General features: G+C 40.3%; 19 protein-coding genes. 1 reads left to right on the forward strand and 18 read right to left on the reverse strand.

From position 1 onward, the window contains the following. Positions 1-26 precede the first annotated feature (26 nt). Positions 27-1,208, forward strand: a complete 1,182-nt coding sequence (locus tag VIHSUH07_RS01575) for a multidrug effflux MFS transporter (RefSeq protein ID WP_105083629.1) — start codon at positions 27-29, stop codon at positions 1,206-1,208. 124 nt (positions 1,209-1,332) lie between these two features. On the opposite strand, the gene VIHSUH07_RS01580 is transcribed toward VIHSUH07_RS01575, so the two are convergent. From VIHSUH07_RS01580 to VIHSUH07_RS01665, 18 genes are all read right to left on the reverse strand, one after another. Beyond that, positions 1,333-5,589: a 2-hydroxyacyl-CoA dehydratase gene (locus VIHSUH07_RS01580; RefSeq protein WP_105083630.1), complete on the reverse strand. Its 4,257-nt coding sequence runs from the start codon at positions 5,587-5,589 to the stop codon at positions 1,333-1,335. 363 nt (positions 5,590-5,952) lie between these two features. Further along, positions 5,953-7,071: a 1-propanol dehydrogenase PduQ gene (locus tag VIHSUH07_RS01585; protein WP_105083631.1), complete on the reverse strand. Its 1,119-nt coding sequence runs from the start codon at positions 7,069-7,071 to the stop codon at positions 5,953-5,955. An 11-nt stretch (positions 7,072-7,082) separates the two neighbouring features. Further along, positions 7,083-8,516 (reverse strand): aldehyde dehydrogenase family protein, encoded by a 1,434-nt coding sequence (locus tag VIHSUH07_RS01590; RefSeq protein ID WP_233187788.1) that lies wholly within the window; start codon positions 8,514-8,516, stop codon positions 7,083-7,085. A 128-nt stretch (positions 8,517-8,644) separates the two neighbouring features. Next, the gene (locus VIHSUH07_RS01595) at positions 8,645-8,911 is read right to left on the reverse strand and encodes a EutN/CcmL family microcompartment protein (RefSeq protein ID WP_024066335.1); all 267 of its coding nucleotides are present in this window, start codon (positions 8,909-8,911) and stop codon (positions 8,645-8,647) included. Then, entirely contained in the window at positions 8,898-9,389 is a 492-nt protein-coding gene (pduM, locus tag VIHSUH07_RS01600) for a PduM family microcompartment protein (protein WP_105083633.1), read from the reverse strand. Before pduM ends, VIHSUH07_RS01595 begins: the two co-directional genes overlap by 14 nt. Position 9,390: 1 nt before the next feature. Continuing rightward, positions 9,391-10,230 (reverse strand): ethanolamine utilization protein EutJ, encoded by an 840-nt coding sequence (gene eutJ, locus VIHSUH07_RS01605; protein WP_105083634.1) that lies wholly within the window; start codon positions 10,228-10,230, stop codon positions 9,391-9,393. A gap of 10 nt (positions 10,231-10,240) precedes the next feature. Next, positions 10,241-10,861 carry a phosphate propanoyltransferase gene (gene pduL / locus VIHSUH07_RS01610; RefSeq protein ID WP_105083635.1) on the reverse strand — a complete coding sequence of 207 codons (621 nt, stop codon included), beginning with the start codon at positions 10,859-10,861 and terminating at the stop codon, positions 10,241-10,243. A gap of 6 nt (positions 10,862-10,867) precedes the next feature. Continuing rightward, entirely contained in the window at positions 10,868-11,143 is a 276-nt protein-coding gene (pduA, locus tag VIHSUH07_RS01615; RefSeq protein ID WP_005385294.1) for a propanediol utilization microcompartment protein PduA, read from the reverse strand. Positions 11,144-11,169: 26 nt separating this feature from the next. Further along, a complete protein-coding gene (locus VIHSUH07_RS09780; protein WP_105083636.1) occupies positions 11,170-11,676 on the reverse strand; it encodes a BMC domain-containing protein in 507 nt (168 codons plus the stop codon). Between the two features lie 113 nt (positions 11,677-11,789). Further along, positions 11,790-12,641 (reverse strand): propanediol utilization microcompartment protein PduB, encoded by an 852-nt coding sequence (pduB, locus tag VIHSUH07_RS01625; protein ID WP_199176821.1) that lies wholly within the window; start codon positions 12,639-12,641, stop codon positions 11,790-11,792. A 2-nt stretch (positions 12,642-12,643) separates the two neighbouring features. Further along, positions 12,644-12,925, reverse strand: coding sequence for a propanediol utilization microcompartment protein PduA (gene pduA / locus VIHSUH07_RS01630; RefSeq protein ID WP_005385289.1), 282 nt, complete (start codon positions 12,923-12,925; stop codon positions 12,644-12,646). 44 nt (positions 12,926-12,969) lie between these two features. Beyond that, a complete protein-coding gene (locus VIHSUH07_RS01635; RefSeq protein ID WP_105083637.1) occupies positions 12,970-13,977 on the reverse strand; it encodes a nicotinate-nucleotide--dimethylbenzimidazole phosphoribosyltransferase in 1,008 nt (335 codons plus the stop codon). 18 nt (positions 13,978-13,995) lie between these two features. Continuing rightward, positions 13,996-14,436 carry a EutP/PduV family microcompartment system protein gene (locus VIHSUH07_RS01640; RefSeq protein WP_038124027.1) on the reverse strand — a complete coding sequence of 147 codons (441 nt, stop codon included), beginning with the start codon at positions 14,434-14,436 and terminating at the stop codon, positions 13,996-13,998. 13 nt (positions 14,437-14,449) lie between these two features. Continuing rightward, a complete protein-coding gene (gene eutS, locus VIHSUH07_RS01645; RefSeq protein WP_038117203.1) occupies positions 14,450-14,812 on the reverse strand; it encodes an ethanolamine utilization microcompartment protein EutS in 363 nt (120 codons plus the stop codon). An 85-nt stretch (positions 14,813-14,897) separates the two neighbouring features. Then, positions 14,898-15,620 (reverse strand): MIP/aquaporin family protein, encoded by a 723-nt coding sequence (locus tag VIHSUH07_RS01650; protein WP_105083638.1) that lies wholly within the window; start codon positions 15,618-15,620, stop codon positions 14,898-14,900. A gap of 13 nt (positions 15,621-15,633) precedes the next feature. Beyond that, positions 15,634-16,686 (reverse strand): cob(I)yrinic acid a,c-diamide adenosyltransferase, encoded by a 1,053-nt coding sequence (locus tag VIHSUH07_RS01655; protein ID WP_105083639.1) that lies wholly within the window; start codon positions 16,684-16,686, stop codon positions 15,634-15,636. A gap of 27 nt (positions 16,687-16,713) precedes the next feature. Beyond that, the gene (locus tag VIHSUH07_RS01660) at positions 16,714-17,088 is read right to left on the reverse strand and encodes a glycerol dehydratase reactivase beta/small subunit family protein (protein WP_105083640.1); all 375 of its coding nucleotides are present in this window, start codon (positions 17,086-17,088) and stop codon (positions 16,714-16,716) included. Then, positions 17,085-18,911 carry a diol dehydratase reactivase subunit alpha gene (locus VIHSUH07_RS01665; RefSeq protein ID WP_105083641.1) on the reverse strand — a complete coding sequence of 609 codons (1,827 nt, stop codon included), beginning with the start codon at positions 18,909-18,911 and terminating at the stop codon, positions 17,085-17,087. The genes VIHSUH07_RS01660 and VIHSUH07_RS01665 overlap by 4 nt, the downstream gene beginning before the upstream one ends. Between the last annotated feature and the right edge of the window lie 2 nt (positions 18,912-18,913).

The raw sequence follows: 18,913 nt of genomic DNA on the forward strand, positions 1-18,913 counted from the left end.
TTTCCCTTTTTAATATAGGAGATTTTATGGAGTCTACAAAGAAAATTTCTTTATTTATTGTCGTATTTCTGGGGCTTCTTACGGCTATCACACCACTTGGTACTGACTTGTATCTACCAGCATTACCAATCATGCCTCATGAACTTAATACAAATGCGTCCCTCATTCAGATGACAATTGGTATTATGACTTTTGGTATCGCTATTGGCCAATTAATTGGCGGTCCTCTTAGTGACTCATTTGGGCGAAAAAAACCACTTATCATTGGCAATATCCTCTGTGTAATCTCCAGTATACTCTGTGCTATTGCGCCCAATATTGAGATTTTACTAGTTGCACGATTTTTACAAGGCTTAACAGGTTCTATCGGCGTTGTTATTGCTAAGGCCATCTCCCGAGATTTTGCATCTGGCAAGGAATTAATGCGACTCATGTCTCTACTCATGCTCGTCAACGGATTAGCTCCTGTTATTGCACCACTTATAGGTGGTCAGCTTTTATTATTTTCTACATGGCGCTTTATTTTTATTGTCCTCGCCGTTTTCTCTGCCGTGTTGCTTATGGGCTCTTTCTTTTTTACTGAAAGCCTACCACCAGAAAAGCGTATTTCCGGTGGTATAGCAACAGCATTCAAAAACTACGGTGCTCTACTAAAAGATGGTTCTTTCTTAGGCCAGACTCTAGTTCAGCTATTCGCCTTTGGTAGTTTCTTTGCCTATATTTCAGGTTCATCCTTTGTATATCAAAATATATTCAATTTATCTGCACAAGAATTTAGTTATATGTTCGGTATTAATAGTTGCGGTATTATTCTCGCTAGCGTAATCAGTGCCAAAGTAAGTAATGTTGTAAAAATTAAAACCATTTTACATACCAGTCTATTGCAATTAACGATTGGCTCTATCCTATTCCTTTGTGTGATGTATTTTAATTGGTCCTTTATTGTAACTAGTCTCATTCTATTCTTTACAGTTTGTACCGTATCTGTATTTGGATCAACAGGTTTCTCTATGGCAATGGCGAAATATGGACACCAAGCAGGTAGCGCCTCTGCTATTTTAGGATTCGCAGGCATGTTTTCAGCTGGGTTCGTATCGCCATTAGTTGGTATTGGTGGAAGCCATACTGGCATCCCTATGGGGATTGTTATGGTTGTATGTGCTGTATTAGCATTAGTATGCTTCTATACCATGATTAAAGAAGATTAATTAATTTCATAAAGAAAGCGTCCCTAGTGATATGCACTCCTTTTACTGGACAACCAGTAAAAGGGATATATATCAGGGACGCTTTTTTCTATATATGGTGATTATATAATTGACGATTACATTATCATTCAAACATTGTTGCTAACAACAACTTCAATCGGTTTGCTTGGTTTACCGCACTGGAACCTGGGTCATAATCGATAGCTGCAATACGCACATCAGGATATGCCTCAGATAATGTTTTTACCATGCCTTTACCACTAACGTGGTTAGGTAAGCAGCCAAATGGTTGCAAGCAAACTACTTGTTTTGCACCTTTTTCGATAAGATCAATCATATCGCCTGTAAGGAACCAACCTTCACCGCATTGGTTACCAAGGTCAATATAATGAGCCGCTTCTTTTGCAACCTTCGTCATCCGTTGCAATGGATCAAAATGCTTAGATGCCGCAACGGCTTTTGCATATGGCAAGCGGTATAATTCTAACGCTTCTCGAGCCAAGGAACCAAAGAATCCAGAAAGCCAGGTGCCATCTAAGTGTTTAGCACGATATGTACTATCCATAGCACAGTACAAGAAGAAGTCTAGTAGACCAGAGGTTACAACCTCACCGCCTTCTTTTTCTATAAGTTCATTGATGTGGTTGTTCGCACTTGGATGGAATTTAACGTAGATTTCACCTACTACGCCAACACGAGGTTTCGGCTTGGATTTATCGACTGGTAAATTGTCAAAATCTTCAATGATGTTCTTAATATATTTACTATATTGGAATATATTAGCTTTTGTAATACGTTCCCGTAATTTTTTAACCCAATAATCGCACAATGCATCTGCAGATCCTGGATTAATTTCATAAGGGCGCGTAGCCAATACACATTGCATCAACGCATCTCCGTATACTACGGCTTGAATCATGCGATGTAAGAAGGATTTAGTCAACTTAAATCCTGGTTGACGTTCCATATCACTCGCATTAAGTGACAAGATTGGAACTTGTTTCATATCTGCATCGATGAGGGCTTTACGCAAATAGCCAATATAGTTGGTAGCACGACAACCACCACCGGTTTGAGAGATGATAACAGCCGTTTTATTAATATCATATTTACCGGACAATAAGGCGCTCATCAATTGGCCTACAACGATGATAGCAGGATAACATGCATCATTATTGATATACTTTAGACCGATTTCTACATCTTCACGAGTTGGAGCAGGTAACATATCAAAGTCATAACCTTCAGACTTAAGCACCGGTTCCAATAATTGGAAATGAAGAGGTGACATTTGAGGCACCAAAATCTTGTATGTCTTACGCATTTCTTCGGTAAAGACAACGCGTTCATAATCATAGGCTGGTGTGTCATCAACCACAGTCTCTACAGGAGCTTCTGGATTGTGATGTTTACGCATACTCCGTTCCATTACGGATTGCAAAGAACGCAAGCGAATCGTAACAGCACCTAAGTTCGTACCTTCATCGATTTTGAGCAATGTATGGATTTTATGCTTTGCAGATAAGATATCTTTTACTTGATCTGCCACAATAGAATCAAGGCCACAACCGAAGGAGTTCAACTCAACAATTTGGAATCCTTCTGTACGACTTACAAATTCAGCTGCATGATATAGACGACTATGGTAAGACCATTGGTCTACAACGCGAAGATGTTTAATATCCTTACCTAATGGCGCTACACCATCTTCAGTAAGAACCGCCATACCAAGAGACGTAATGAGCTCAGGAATACCATGATTAATACCGGAATCTAAGTGGTATGGACGACCGGCCAATACGATGGTAGGCACTTGTTCTGCTACCAAACGAGATACAGTTTTCTTTGTCATCTCGCGATAGTCAGCCTTACATTTTTCTTGTTCTGCCCATGCAGTTTCTACAGCATTAGAGATTTCACTTTTACCGAAAGGTAAGTCTTTTAAGGCTTTCACCAAAGCAGGCACCAATGATTTCTTATCTGCTAATGGTAAGAATGGCGCATAAAATGGTGTTTTTCCCATCACATCTTGCATATTGTTTCGAATCAACTCTGGGTAGGAAATAACCATAGGGCAATGGTAATTATTGTCGCGGCTAAATTCCTTTGGACCATGTTGAATACATGGATACCAGATTAAATCGACCTGTGCTTGTGAAAGGTCGCGGATATGTCCATGAACGGCCTTAGCAGGATAACATGCCGTATCAGAAGGAATTGTATCAATCGCCTTATTATATTGATCCTTCGTCGTATAATCAGACAATACCACTTCACAGCCCAATTGATTGAAGAATGTAAACCAGAATGGAAAATCTTCGTACATATTGAGGACGCGAGGTATGCCAATACGCAATTTACCTTCAAACTCAGGAATGTTTTTCTTGAGATAGTAATCAAAATAACGGCGTAATTTTACGTCTACCATATTTGGAACGGGCTTATGTTTCTCTTGAATCATATCACCTGCACCACGGTCGCATCGATTGCCCGTTACATAGGTACGGCCATCGGAGAATGCATTGATGGTAAGCATACAATTATTAGAACACAATCCGCAATTACGCATGGATGTAGACACTTGCAAGGATTTCAAACCTTCGCTATCAAGTAATGTACTATGTTGATTTTGTAACTCTTCTGCTGCTTCAGAAGCGAGCAATGCCATACCATAAGCACCCATTAAGCCGGATACATCAGGGCGAATGACTTCGACGCCCATTAATTTTTCAAAGGCACGAAGCACCGCTTCATTATAGAATGTACCGCCTTGCACGACGATGTGGTCACCTAATTCCTTAGGGTCTTTTACCTTAAGCACCTTATACAATGCATTTTTGATAACAGAATATGCAAGGCCAGCCGCGATATCCGGTACCGTAGCCCCTTCTTTTTGCGCCTGTTTTACCTTGGAGTTCATAAATACGGTACAACGAGAACCCAAATCGATTGGCATAGGTGCCAACAAACCTTCCTTAGCAAATTGCTCAATTGGCAAACGCAAGGATGTAGCAAAGGTGTCGATGAAGGAACCACAACCAGAGGAGCAGGCTTCATTCAATACGATGTCTTCAATGTAACCATCGCGTACCTTTGTACATTTCATATCTTGACCACCAATATCCAAGATAAATGATACGTCAGGGCAGAAGAATTGGGCCGCGCGATAATGGGCAATTGTTTCTACTTCCCCAATATCGATGCCAAGCGCACGTTTCAAGAAGGCTTCGCCGTAACCGGTTACACCGGAATGAGCGATATAAGCACCTTTTGGCAACAAACCGTAGATTTTCTCAATTAATTCTTGAGATTTTTCTAACGGTTTACCATGATTTGGACCATAGTGAGAGAAGATGATTTCATTCTTGCTGTTAATCAATACGACTTTCAACGTCGTAGAGCCCGCATCAATTCCGAGGTAGCATGGACCTTCAGCCTCTTTAATATCACCTTTTGGAGTTACTGCCTTAGCATGACGCGCATGGAATTCTTCTAATTCTTCTTTATTTTTAAATAGCGGATCAACACGGTCAGTTGCCTCCATAGGCACACCAATAAGGGCACCGATTTCCTTCGTCAATTCACCTACCGTAATATCTCGGCATTCATCGTTCATAAGGGATGCCCCCAAAGCGATGAACAATTCACCATTTTCAGGGATGATGCGATGAGCTTCGTCTAGTTCTAAGGTATCACAGAAACATTGTCGTAATTCGGATAAGAATGTTAATGGACCACCAAGGAATGCTACATTCCCTTCGATTTTGTGACCGCATGCAAGGCCTGCAATCGTTTGGTTAACGATGGCTTGGAATACGGATTTCGCAATATTTTCATGAGACGCACCTTGATTCAATAATGCCTGTACGTCTGTTTTCGCAAATACGCCACAGCGAGCGGCAATTGGATAAATAGTATCCGCATTCATCGCCAATTGGTTAAGGCCAGAAGCATCTGTTTGTAACAATGTAGCCATTTGGTCGATAAATGCACCGGTACCACCAGCACAAGAGCCATTCATACGGTGTTCAGCAGTACGGCCTAGATACGTAACCTTCGCATCCTCCCCACCAAGCTCGATGATAACATCGGTTTGTGGATATAATGCTTTAATCGCTTTTGTTTCAGCAATTACTTCTTGTACAAAAGGTATACGCACCTTTTCTGCCATTGCCATGCCACCAGAACCCGTAATTGCTACATGAACCTTTGCATCTTCATGTCCCACTTGGGCTTCCTTAAGCAAGGTATAAACGGTATCCAAAATGTTAGCATAATGTCGAATATACTTTTTATACAAATAGTTATCGTGTTCGTCCAACAAAACAACCTTTACTGTCGTTGAACCAACATCAATCCCCATACGTAAGTATTCTTGCATATAGACCTCTCTTGAAATATGAAGCATGAGTACGCTTGTACCACAAGCTTCATTTAGTTTAAGTAAAAGCTAAATAATAAGGCTTTTAACTACACATCTAAAAAATTAAATATTATATATATTATACAACAAGCACAGATTAAATCTAGGTTTTATCATATTCCAATGTGGTATATGGAACATGACTATTCCTAATAAAATATATTTAAATCTATATGTTGTGTATCTTTTATTATACCACTCCCACGTGAAAAATTTTGTGTGCAAAGATACATTAACTGCGTAACACATACAAAAAAGAGACCTTAATAACTATTAAAGCCTCTTTTTAAGTATCCATTAATACTAGTCTTATATTGTGTTTTATAAAACATTTCTATATAACTTAATTAAATCATTTCGATTAGCTGGATATGGATTAAATCGATAACACATATCCTCTAACGCTCTATCGGCCATTAGATTTAATTTTCCCTCAGCGGTGACCTTATCTATGCCGAAATCAGTAAGTGTCATTGGACATCCTAAAGTGCGTTGCAATTTAATAATTGCTTCTAACAAAGCACCTAATTTCTTTTCTTCTGAAGATTCATACGATACAAAGCCCAATTTAGCAGATAAATCTGCATACTTTTTCGCTACTTCAGGGTTATGAGAACAGTTAAAGGCAATTACATAAGGTAAAAGCATGCTATTAGCAAGGCCATGAGGCACATGAAACTGTCCTCCCAACTGATGAGCCATAGCATGAACAATACCTAATCCGGCCTTATTAAAAGAAAGTCCTGCAAGGCATGATGCTTCATGCATAGACATGCGGTCTTGATCTGTAGCTGTTGTTTTATGACATTTTGGTAAGTATTCAAAAACAAGTTCAATTGCCTGTTGAGCTAAAGCATCGGTAAAGTTATTTGCTGCCGTTGCCACATAGGCTTCAAGTGCATGAACTAATACATCCATGCCACTATAAGCAGTAACACCTGGTGGAGATGTTTTTACAAATAATGGCGTTAATAATGCTTCATCAGGTAGTACTGCATCGTCCAAAAGAGGATATTTTATCTTAGTTTCGCTGTCCGTAAGAACCGCAAAAGATGTAACCTCTGAGCCAGTCCCACTAGTGGTAGGAATAGCAATGAAAGATTTAATATTCATATGCTTTAACTTACGTCCAAAATAGGCTATACCTTTACTCATATCAATACAAGAGCCCCCACCTATGGCGATAATTATAGAAGGTTTAATACCTTGCATATATTCAATCCCCTTAGCAACATGCGAGATTGGAGGATCTGGTACAACATCAGTATAAATGCTGACCTCATTTTTATTATCCATTAACCCCATTACATAAGTAAGGCTTGGAGAATCTTTTAAAAATGGATCACATATAATAAGGATGGATTCATTATTAAATTCTGTAAGTCGATTCAACGAATCTGATCCTGCATAAATTTGAGTTGGAAAAGTCCATTTATCCACATGCTCACCACCTATCGAATATTAAATCCTGTCGTTAAGCAACATCTACGACGTCGTGCAAAGCATCGCGCAGATGTAGTCGATTCCCCAGTAGGTGTAGCGATTGTAAAGGTTGTCGTACCTTCACCACTAAATCCAAGGCCTGCATAGGATGGACCATTTTTAACAAAAATAGATGTTTTCATTTTACGCGCCATTCGATTAAGGCGTTCCATATTTAAGGAATGCATTGTTGCTGTATGATGTAAGCCTGCTTCTAACATCAAGCATACTTCGAGGCCTTCATCAAAGCTGTCTACTGTCACAACTGGGAGAATAGGCATCAACATTTCAATAACTGCAAATGGATGATCTTTAGGAGTACGTATAATAATCAATCGTGGATCACCATTATATGGGATACGTGCCGCATCAAGTATAACGCTAGCATTCTTACCAACAAACTTTTTATTTGGTGTCCCATTAGGTAATACAGTTAAGTCTACCAAACGTTGAATATCTTGTTGATTTTCAACGAGTACACAGCCTACTCTCACCATTTCTTGAACCAACTGTGGCTCAATTTGACGCATTGCAACGACACTCTTTTCGGCAATACATAAAATATTATTATCAAGGCTAGCACCGAGAACAATATCTTGAGCTGCCTTTTTTATATCTGCGGTTTCATCTACAAAAGCTGGTGGATTACCAGCACCTGCACCAATCACCTTTTTGCCACTTTGTAGTGCTTGTTTTACTACACCAGGGCCACCAGTAACAACCAATAAACTTACATCTGGATGTACCATCATCTCTTGAGCAGACTCAATAGATGGTTCACTAAGTGTAACGATAAGGTTTTCAATGCCAATCGATTTAGAAATAATTTGGTTAAGTTCACTAACTAACAATCGACTGAGATGCTTAGCACCAGGATGCACACTAAAAAATACTGCATTCCCTGCTGCTAGCATACCAATTGTATTACATATTAAAGTTTCTGCGGGATTAGTACTTGGGGTAATAGCACCAATAACACCGTAAGCAGATAATTCATACAATGTCATACCATTATCACCAGTTTCACACTCTGTGACAAGATCTTCTACTCCAGGTGTTTTATCTAGAGTAAGATTCAATTTCAGTACTTTATCCGCAACACGACCCATACCTGTTTCTTCAACAGTTTTTAAAGCTAACTCTTGTACTCGTGGACGCATAGCAGCACGAATATCTGCTATTACCTTCTCACGAGTTGCCAAAGTGCAATCTTCAAAGTGTTCTTGTGCTACTTTTGCTGCTTGAATTGCTTCATCAACTGTATCAAATACACCTGGTTCAACTTGCCCGCTAGATGCTTGTTTGATACGTTGTGATGAAGCTGTTTCTTGCTTTTTCCCCTCTAATACATCTATAACCATGGAGCGAATCATTTCTTTCAACTGTATATTATTTTCCATCATGAACCTCCATATAGGTTGCATGGCTGATGCAATGACCATCTCAACTTACGGTGTACACAATCAGAGATACATTCATGATGTGACACAATAACTAGGTTTAACTCTGGCACCAGCTATTTCCTATACAATTATTTTTCAAAACTATCAATAATACCCACAATAGCACAATCTACTGCGGTGCCTTTATCATCTTCGAAAATATGCCGTGCCGATGAGCCTCGAGTTAGAAGCACATATTCACCTTCACCAGCACATACTGTATCGACGGCGATTTCTATGCGCCCCGTCAACTCTTGTTCTCCATCGAGAATATCTACCATCATCAGTTTCATTCCCTTTAGAGATTCATGCTTTTGAGTAGATACGATACTACCCACTACTTTACCGACTTGCATACTTCTCGTTCCCTTCAATTATTGTGATACCTAAGCGCTCGATTTCATCACGAGCAGCCATGGTGAACCGTTGTCCCCTATATATGACGATAATAGAATGACTTTCACAAGATCTTACAAAAGAGGCCGTAATCCATGCTTGATAACTGGCACATATAGGACGGCCAAATTTATCTAAAAATCTGATAGGCCAATCTAGAATGACTGATGGATTCATCAACGAGGTTACAGGAACTGCTAGGCGTATTGTCACCTCACAGTCATACGCTAATGCACGGTGCAGGCAAACTACCCAAGGCACCAGTGTATCGCATATTAACTCTCGTATATGAACATAATCTATACCAGTAAAAGAAATGAGTTGATTTCGCAACAATATATGTTCATCATAGCTATTACACTCTGTGACCATAAACGTAGCAGTGGATGTCATGCGCTTTTCTAGGCGTTCTAGCACCAGTTTAACTAATGCATCCATATTAATGCTCACTTCCCATGGCAATTCCTAAGGGCGTTACAAACTCTGGATATAATGGCTTATCTACGGGTAATCCTATATATTGACTGAAAGTTTTTGTAAACTCCTCAAAATTAGAAGCACCACCTACAACAACAATGGGAGTTCCCTTTTCATAGCCACCCTCTTGTAACGCACGCTTAGAAATAGCTGCCATTTTTTCTACAACAGGCCGTATGGTTGCATATACATCGCGTTTATTAGCTTCATTGCGCTTATAGGCCTCCGCTTCCGGGATTGAAATCCCATAGGCCCCACTAATAACAAGATTCATATGGGTACCTCCTGTAGGCTCATCTACGGTATATACAACTCGGCCAGCTTTTAAAATGCTTATGCCCGTAGTACCACCACCGACGTCGATAACAGCGCCATCGGTAATGCCTAGCACATTAGCAGCAGCAGTAGGTTCGTCTAGAATACAAGTTACTTCAAAACCGGCACTTTCAAGAACATGACCTACTACATCTTTATTCTTGCCTATCGTTCCAGGTGGAACAGCTGCTGCGGCATATACAAGTTCTGTTCCTAAGGCTGCTTCTGCCTTAGCCTTTAACGCACGAGTAATCGTAACAGCTCCCACATAGTCAACTACAAGGCCGTCTCGAATAGACTCATTGTATTCAAAGGCACCATATATAGGTTTACCTTTATCGTTTACTACGGATAGGACAATAGATGATGTACCAAGGTCAATGCCTACGCGCAAATTCTTTTGATTATGAGAGCTCACTTTTTTAGACTCTACAAGATCAGAGAACTCTTGCAAGGTATTATTTGCCTTTTTCAAACCTTTCATCATATCACCTACTTTACTGTACAATTCTCGCCATCACTGTACCTTGTACATTGGCAGCATTTGCCTCATCTGTATCAATGTGGAGTTCTAGAACAAAACCAGGTACGACCCGTACGATAACATCACCAAATACAGTGGTGCGTTCTGCCGTTTGAAGCTCAACATTAACGCTATCGCCATCGTTTACATTAAGCCGTTTTGCATCCTCAGGGGACATATGGATATGTCGTTTTGCAACGATACAAATAGGTTTTGTGATTTCCCCATTTTCAGTACATAGAGTAATCTCTACGGCTGATTCTAAATGACCAGATAGCACAATAGGAGGCTTTATACCTAATGTACGAGCATCGGTCAAAGAAACCTCCACTTGTGACTGTTTTCTAAGAGGACCTAATACGCGGACATTTTGAATGACCCCTTTAGGCCCCACTAAAGTAACTGTTTGTTCTGATGCAAACTCTCCAGTTTGTTTTAAGTCACTTTTCTTAGTAATAGCCTGATTAGGAAATAATATATCCCAGTCCTCCTGACATAGATGAACATGTCTATTGCTTACACCTACGGGAATGGATGATTCGAACATGGCTTCGATCACTTCTCGTACGATAGCACGAATCTTTTCCCGATCCATAAACTATTATCCTTTCTTAGGTAAGATTAATTCTACGTCACTATGAGGACGTGGAATTACATGAGTAGATACTACTTCGCCTACTTTTTGTGCTGCTGCACAACCTGCATCAACAGCCGCTTTTACAGCACCTACATCACCGCGGACCATAACAGTTACAAGACCGGAACCAATTTTTTCGGTACCTTCTAATGTAACGTTAGCTGCTTTTACCATTGCGTCAGCCGCTTCAATTGCGCCTACTAAACCTTTTGTTTCTACCATGCCTAATGCGTTATTCATGATAATCTCCTTTATTTTTTACTACTTTATTTCTTTTTAGTTTTTTTCTTTGGTGTTGTTTTTTTAGTCTCTGTTGACTTAGAACTTTTCGGTTCTACAATTGTAGATACGATTTCGTCTAACACCTCAACAACCTTTTCATCTAATACAGGTTTCTCTTCCACAGAAGTAATAACGTCTGTTTTTACTGATTCATTATCTACAGAATTCTCAGCTACTTTTGTATCATCAGATACATTGTCTGACCTATCTGTAAAGTCATCATTAAAGGATTCCACCAAACCTTCTGCAGGTCTTGGAATTACTTTATGAGCTACATAAAGATTCATATCTTTTGTAATAGCTACACCAGTCTGAACAGCTGCCTCAACAGCTCCCACATCACCAGTAACCTTTACGGTCATCCAACCAAGGCCTCTTGCCTTTTCTATGCCTATAAGCCTTACATTTGCAGCTTTAACCATTGCATCTGATGCCGTGATAGCCCCCAGTAAGCCAGCTACTTCTAGTAACCCTAGTGAATCTTTCACCATAATACCTCCCATTATCTAACTCTCTAGATGATTCGCTTTTAAGATTCATATTATGAAAATATCATTCATTACAGCGTGGCAATTATATTAACTCAATATAAAAGATGGAACATCTAGATTATATAGGAAGAACCTGTGTTCTTAGGTACGTTTCCCATAGTTTTAAGCAATGATAGGCCTACATCACGTGCTGCTTTTACAGCCTGTTTAACAGCCCCTGAATCACCACTGATTTGTAAAATAACTTCATTACTCATAGCTGAGCTAGATGGTGAACGATAGCCTACCACATCTACATTAGCTGACTTAACTGCTGTATCTGCCATAACTACACCGATAGCTGCTGGCGCACCAACAATTAATCCAAAAGCTTTACCCTCTGGTGTACCAAAGGCAGTAACTAATGCTTCTCCTGCACGAGCTGTATATTGAATTTCTACATGACCTGCTTCATTCATATATACTTCGCCAAAAGTGCGTTCTAATTCACGTAATGCGACCTCCACAGAACGTCTTACATCAGATACATCATCGCCACCAAATATGATAAGGGAACCAGCTCCGGCACCGCCTTTCATATCACGAGCAAACTCAATACTAACAATCTCTGTATTTGTTGCTTTTACAGCTTCATCAGCAGCCATAATTTGTGGTCCTGCACCTGTTCGTGAACCCAAGATACCTATGGATCGATATGACTTAGTGAGCTTCATAGCTTCCAATACTTGACTATCTACATTGGCAATTACGAGACCAATTGTATCGCCAGTTGTAGTGCTACCTACGTGTTCAGTAATCATAGAAGTTTGTAGTTGTGAGACGGTAGGTAAATTTATAGTCGCTGAGTCACATGCACCAGGCACGTTATTTGCTATATTAGTTGTAATATCACCCAAGTCAGCATCATCTATACGCATCAACACGCGTTTTAAAATCTCATCTACCATACTTTTAGTATCGGCCATAATTATTCACCCTTTGTTGGTAAAATACCTTCTACATCTTTATGTGGTCTTGGAATTACATGAGTAGAGATAACAATGCCTACGCGCTCTGCAGCAGCTGCACCTGCGTCTACAGCAGCTTTTACAGCACCTACATCACCACGAACCATAACAGTAACAAGACCAGAACCAATTTTTTCATTGCCTACTAATTCTACATTAGCTGCTTTAAGCATTGCATCAGCTGCTTCAATTGCGCCTACTAGGCCCTTAGTTTCCACCATACCTAATGCTTCTTGTGTCATCTGTTTTCTCTCCTTTTACAAAATACAGAACATTGATTACAAATTTATTTTTCTAATAGTTCCACCATAGTACCTATATTCATAAAGGCAAAGTGAGCGGTTTTAAGCAACTGTACCATAAGTACAGCCCCTGTACCTTCACCTAATGCCATTTGTCCATGAATTGGAACTTCATCAAGACGAATATTTGCATAAGCCAATGCTGCGGCCATTCCTACCTCACGAGAATAATGAGATGGAATGCCGTATAATGGAGCCTCTCCATTCATTTGAGTAGCACAAGCCATAGCAACTGCTGTAATATATCCATCAATAACAAATGGGATATGTAAGTCCGTACAAGCTACCATAGCACCTGTAATAGCGGCTATATCAAAGCCACCTACGCGACTAATTACTTCTTTTGGACTATTTAAGTGCCCCTTATGATGAGATAGTGCAGTCCGTACAAACTCACGTTTTTGATTCATGTACGCTTCGTCCTCAGGACCAGATCCAGGACCTACGGTTATACGTGGGTCTAGCTTTGTAAGACCACTTAAGACAGCTGCTGACGTAGTCGTGTTACCAACACCCATTTCTCCGAAGGAAAATAGATTAATTCCCGATTCTGCATAGTAGACAACGCGGTTATATCCCGCTTGGTACGCTAAATCAAATTCTTCAGCGCTCATAGCAGAACCGTCTAATATATTCTTTGTGCCTTGAGCAACCTTTCGATTGACCCCAATACCTCGGGAGCAAGCAATGCCTACATCTACCACTTCGTAAGGAATATGGTTAAAGATACAGTAATTAGCAACTGCGCTTTTACCATCAATCATATTCTGAGACTGTTTACGAGTAATCTCATAGTTATAACCAATTAGGCCATCTACGGAAATACCATTATCTGCAGAAAAAATAATATGCTGAGCATGAATCTCAGGTTTCATATCCTGCCAAGCAAGACACATTTTTTTGAAATATCGTTCCCATAGACCCAAGCTTTTTGGAATGATCGCCTTATTTAAAATAAATTGATTAACTTGTTCTTCAAAACCTTTGTCCATGGAAAAACCTTCTTTCAACTAACCGTATATGTAGTTACATAATTGTTTTAACGACTCTTCGTCGTGAACTGATATTTCAAAAATCTTAGTAGCTCCCGCTAGTTTGAGATTGCGTCGAGGCGCCTCTATATCTTTACCCGTATCCACCTTTGATACAACACCTATAACCTCGCGGTTTAAGGAGTTCCCAAAGCTTGGTGGGAATATGGTTGTTTCATCACCTGCAGGAATCATGAAAATCACTAAATCCGCATCATAGGCGTGCAAGATAATGCCGCGATAATAATTAGGATTTTCCATGTATTCTCCAGGGGTATCGATGAAGTTTCCCACGCGCGTTATCGCTTGTGTCTTATGATACGTAGCCGAGCCATGTGTAATCGTATCTGCTAATGTAGTCTTTCCACAACCGCTACGTCCTACTAGAAGGATACGCTTTTCTTTCTTTTCAGTGCTCATAGTTATCCTTTCATTAGGATCTTGTTAAATCTGTTGGGAAAAATCCTAATATGCGTTGCAATCCTTCAATTACACTACGCAATGCAGATTCAACAGCAGATACATCACCAGTTATAAGAAGTGCCCCCGAAAATCTATCGATGAAACCAATTTCGATATCACCAGATTTACTCGCAATATCGGCTGCAATAATGGTCCCTTCGCCAGGTGTTATGGTGAGAATTCCAATGGCATTTCGCCCTTTTTCCTCTAGCCCCATTTTCCTAAATAAATCTGGCTTAGGATTGGCAATAACATGTGCTATAGTAACCTGCTTTCCGGGCACAAATTCTTGTATGATGCGCTGTTTTGCATCAATTACCTCTTGAAAGGCCATATAATTTCCTCCTAATTCAATATGTATTCTTTAAACTATATCGACACACCATAGTTCGTCCTTGTTTTATATACTCTAGCTATAATTAAGGCGCCACTAATTGGAAGAATAATACTGCCAAGCCTGCCCCAATCAACGGACCAATAAATGGTACCCATGCATATTGCCAGTTCGCAGTTCCCTTATTAGGAATCGGTAGTAAGAAATATGCTAAGCGTGGACCAAAATCGCGCGCTGGATTTAACGCATATCCTGTTGTTGCACCAAAGGACATACCAACAGATGCTACCAAGATACCGATGACCATAGGTGCTAAACCATCAGCCATTTTACCTAAACAGAGAATAGCTAACATAAACATAAACGTTGCTATAATTTCAGATATCAAATTGAAAGGTTTATTATCAATAGCTGGACCTGTTGCAAAAATTCCTACACAGTTTCCTTCGTCAGGACCGGTTACTTTAAAGTGTGGATAATAGAATAGTGCAGCAATAGCAGCACCTGTAAAACCACCAGCAATTTGAGCAATAGACATTGGAACCACTTGATCCCAAGGAAATAAACCCGCCACAGCAAGAGCAAAAGTAACAGCTGGGTTCAAATGACCGGGACCACCAAGTGTAATTCCTACATAGACACCAAAGGCTACGGCAAAAGCCCATCCAAAAATAATATTCAACCAATTAGTACCAAAAGCACTTACTATTGTTTTCTTTAAAAGAATTGATGCATTTGTACCATTACCAAATGCAATTAAAACGGCTGTACCAACAAATTCGCTAATATACATTTGCGTTACGTCCATTGTTTTCACCTCATTAAGTTAACAAAGATTGTAATGCGTGAGATGCAATGTCCATATCCTGTGCCACGGTACCACCGCTAATGCCAAGTCCTCCGACAATCTTGCCATTGATGATGATTGGATACCCTCCACCAAAGGTGCAAATTTTACGGTTTACCATGGATTCTATGTTGAATAGATCGCCATCAGGCTGTGCGCTTTGATGTATTTCATGAGTTGCGGCTTTGAGAGCCACTGCGGTGTACGCCTTTGCCTGTGCGATGTCGTTACTGATGAGCAATGCATCTGACATACGTTGGAAATACATTAATACACCGTTTGTATCTACTATAGATACAACGATAGGTACGCCTATGGACTGAGCGTAGTCCATTGCCGTTTGTGAAAGCTTCATCATGATATGCTCTAAGGCTGTTCCAGTTGTCATATCATTAACTCCATTTTCAGTAGTATGCTCTATATGACCTGCGCATTGATTGGTTTCTGTCAGTATTTCCGCAGGACTAGTTGCCACACGTTCTGCAACCCGTTCTACAATTGTTTCCACAAATTGTACGTAGTCTTCCATGCGAGCCATAATATACAGAGCATCAGATAGTCGATTAATAAATTTACGAACCTCATCGCGAATTGGTTCTACAGAACCTAAACTAATAAGCAACCGTTCACCGCGACGACAAATTGTGCGTGCCACATGTAGCTCTGCAGCAGATAGATAATTTCCACTTAATATAAAGCTATGTTGCTGTGGTAATCGATTTGTATAGCCATCAATCATGTGTTCCAATTCGCTTATATCTTGTTGTGAAATTAAATTACTACTTTCACTAAGATTTTCTACATGAGGCGTTGCTACCTCCGCACATAAGCGAAAGAGCTGATGTTGTAATGTGTGAAGCACATGTTTATTGTCTAGTGAGACGACTAATTTCTCACATACACTAACCTGTGCATTTAATTCATCAAAGGTTCCATATGTGTCCACACGAAGTGAATTTTTAGGTACTCGTGTGCCATCAAAAAGGGTCGTTGTACCTGCATCACCGGTTTTCGTATAAATAGCCATATGCACCACCTCTCAAGTTAGTTGTATTTAAAAGGCCACTTCCAATCGTTCATCAGAAACAAAAGGATTTCCTTTTACAAGGCGAGCTGCATTGACACCTAAGGTACGTAAGCTATCTGGATATTGACTGTAACCACTAAGTCTGTAGATAAATTGATGGGCCGGTATATTTTTATAAGTCAATACAATAGCCTGTTCATCAACGCCTATACCTACAGATAAAGCGGAATTACGAGATGCGAGATTAGCCAAAGCCATATGAGTACCATTATGGGACTCAATGACAACTGGTAGACCTTCCTCTTCAATACCATATAAAATAGGTTTTAGTACATCCCCACTGATATGCTCTGTAGCATACAGCAAAATAGTTGGCTTGCTAATGATACTTTGGTCCATCATAGGCCTCCCTTCTGTGCATAGGATAATACTAGACCTGTTGCTACCGCATTTCGTGCCCCTTCAACGCCTCGAATATTGCCTCGACCCGCTACTAATGCATATTGTGAAAGTGCATCGGTTACGAGTTGAGGAATTTCAAAGTCTAATGCAGAACCACCTACGATAACGACAAATGGTATATCTCGCACATTATGAGTAGGACTAACAGATGCCAAGGCACGGAGAGAATTTGTTACAAATACTCGTTTCTTTGCTGTTTGACGGACACGCTTAATCGTTTCTAGCGGAATATCTCGCTCTACTGGAACGAGCCCATCAGGCGTAACGATAACAACGCGACCAAACAATGCTGCAGAAAGTGGTTCATTAAAGAACTGCACTGTTCCATCTTCGTGACGAATATGATATACACTGAGTACTTGGGCCAATGGATCTCGTTTAATGGCTTCCGCAATATGCATATCCTCTAAACCAAGTTCGGAGTTGATTAACATTGTTACCATATTTCCTGCTCCCGCAAGATGAATGGCCTTAATTTTTCCTTCTTGATTGATGATAGATGCATCGGTAGAGCCTGCTCCTAAATCGAGTATGGCCATTGGTTTTGCTGTCCCTGGTGTAGTCAAAGCTCCTAAGATAGCTGATTCAGCCTCTTCACCGCCGATTTCAACAGGAACACCTAACTCTTTTTCTACCTGCTTTGCAATGATTTCCATTTGTAGATGATCTGACTTAACCATAGAAGCAATACCTACAGCCTGTTCCATGGAGAACTCACCTGCAAGGCCGCCTTTCACATTAATAGGAACAGCCACATCTACAGCTAGTAAATCTTGAATATATACGTCTTGAGGTGATTTATTCGTCAATTGCGCCATTGTGAGGCGAACCTTTTCAAGCATGCCACCTACATTCGTACCTGCTTCCCCGCTGATATCCTCAATAGGATGAACGGATCCAAGGGTTTCCATGATTTTCTCTGCTCCTGCAGATACATCGACGGATACAGTTCGGTCATTTCCCATAACAATGATGGATCCTGCCGGTATTACCCGTTCTTTAACGTCCCCTGCAGGCGTTTTAATAACTACTGCAGAGCGGTTCCCGATGAGGGCCCTAGCAATTGGTACAATATTCTTTGTTTCCTCTGGTGAAAGCTCAAATACAGTGGCAATACCATACGGATTAGATAATTGTGATACCACTTGCCCCGGTTCTACAACTTCTACAGCGGAAAGCATCCCCATTGGGATTTTATCAATATACGCAACCTCGTCTACGATAGGAATTTTATGATCTAATCGATTATTGACGAGTACCCCATCATCGGCTTGAAGGATAGCAGCGCGAATATCATAACCGCGTTTATAGTACGCATTGATAAGCTGTGCTACCAATTCAAAATCGATAATTTTAGGAGCTACCACGATGTATGGCTTATCTTGCGGATTGTCAATGAGTTGTTCAATAGGAACGGTATAGCCTACGCCAAGGCCTAAGCCACCTGGTGTTTTAGGATTGTGGCCTATCATGGTCGATTCTGTAATTATGGTTTCTGTAATCGTTTCCATAGCCACATCGCCGATAACTGGTGTAGCCTCATTAATACGAACTAAGTCAATATCTCGTAGTGTAATATTAGCAGACTTGATTAGCGACTTGAGGGCATCCATGAGACCCACGATATTTTCGCGCGTTCCTTTAATACCAGTAGTGCTGGCAATAGCAGAAGATAAGAACTTTACATCTCCATTGCTATGAATTTCGGCCAAGGCCGCTTCTGTTGTAGAGTTTCCGATATCGATGCCAACAATTCGTTTCATAA

The organism is Veillonella sp. T34266-5, from assembly GCF_002959815.1.
Taxonomy (GTDB): domain Bacteria; phylum Bacillota; class Negativicutes; order Veillonellales; family Veillonellaceae; genus Veillonella; species Veillonella atypica.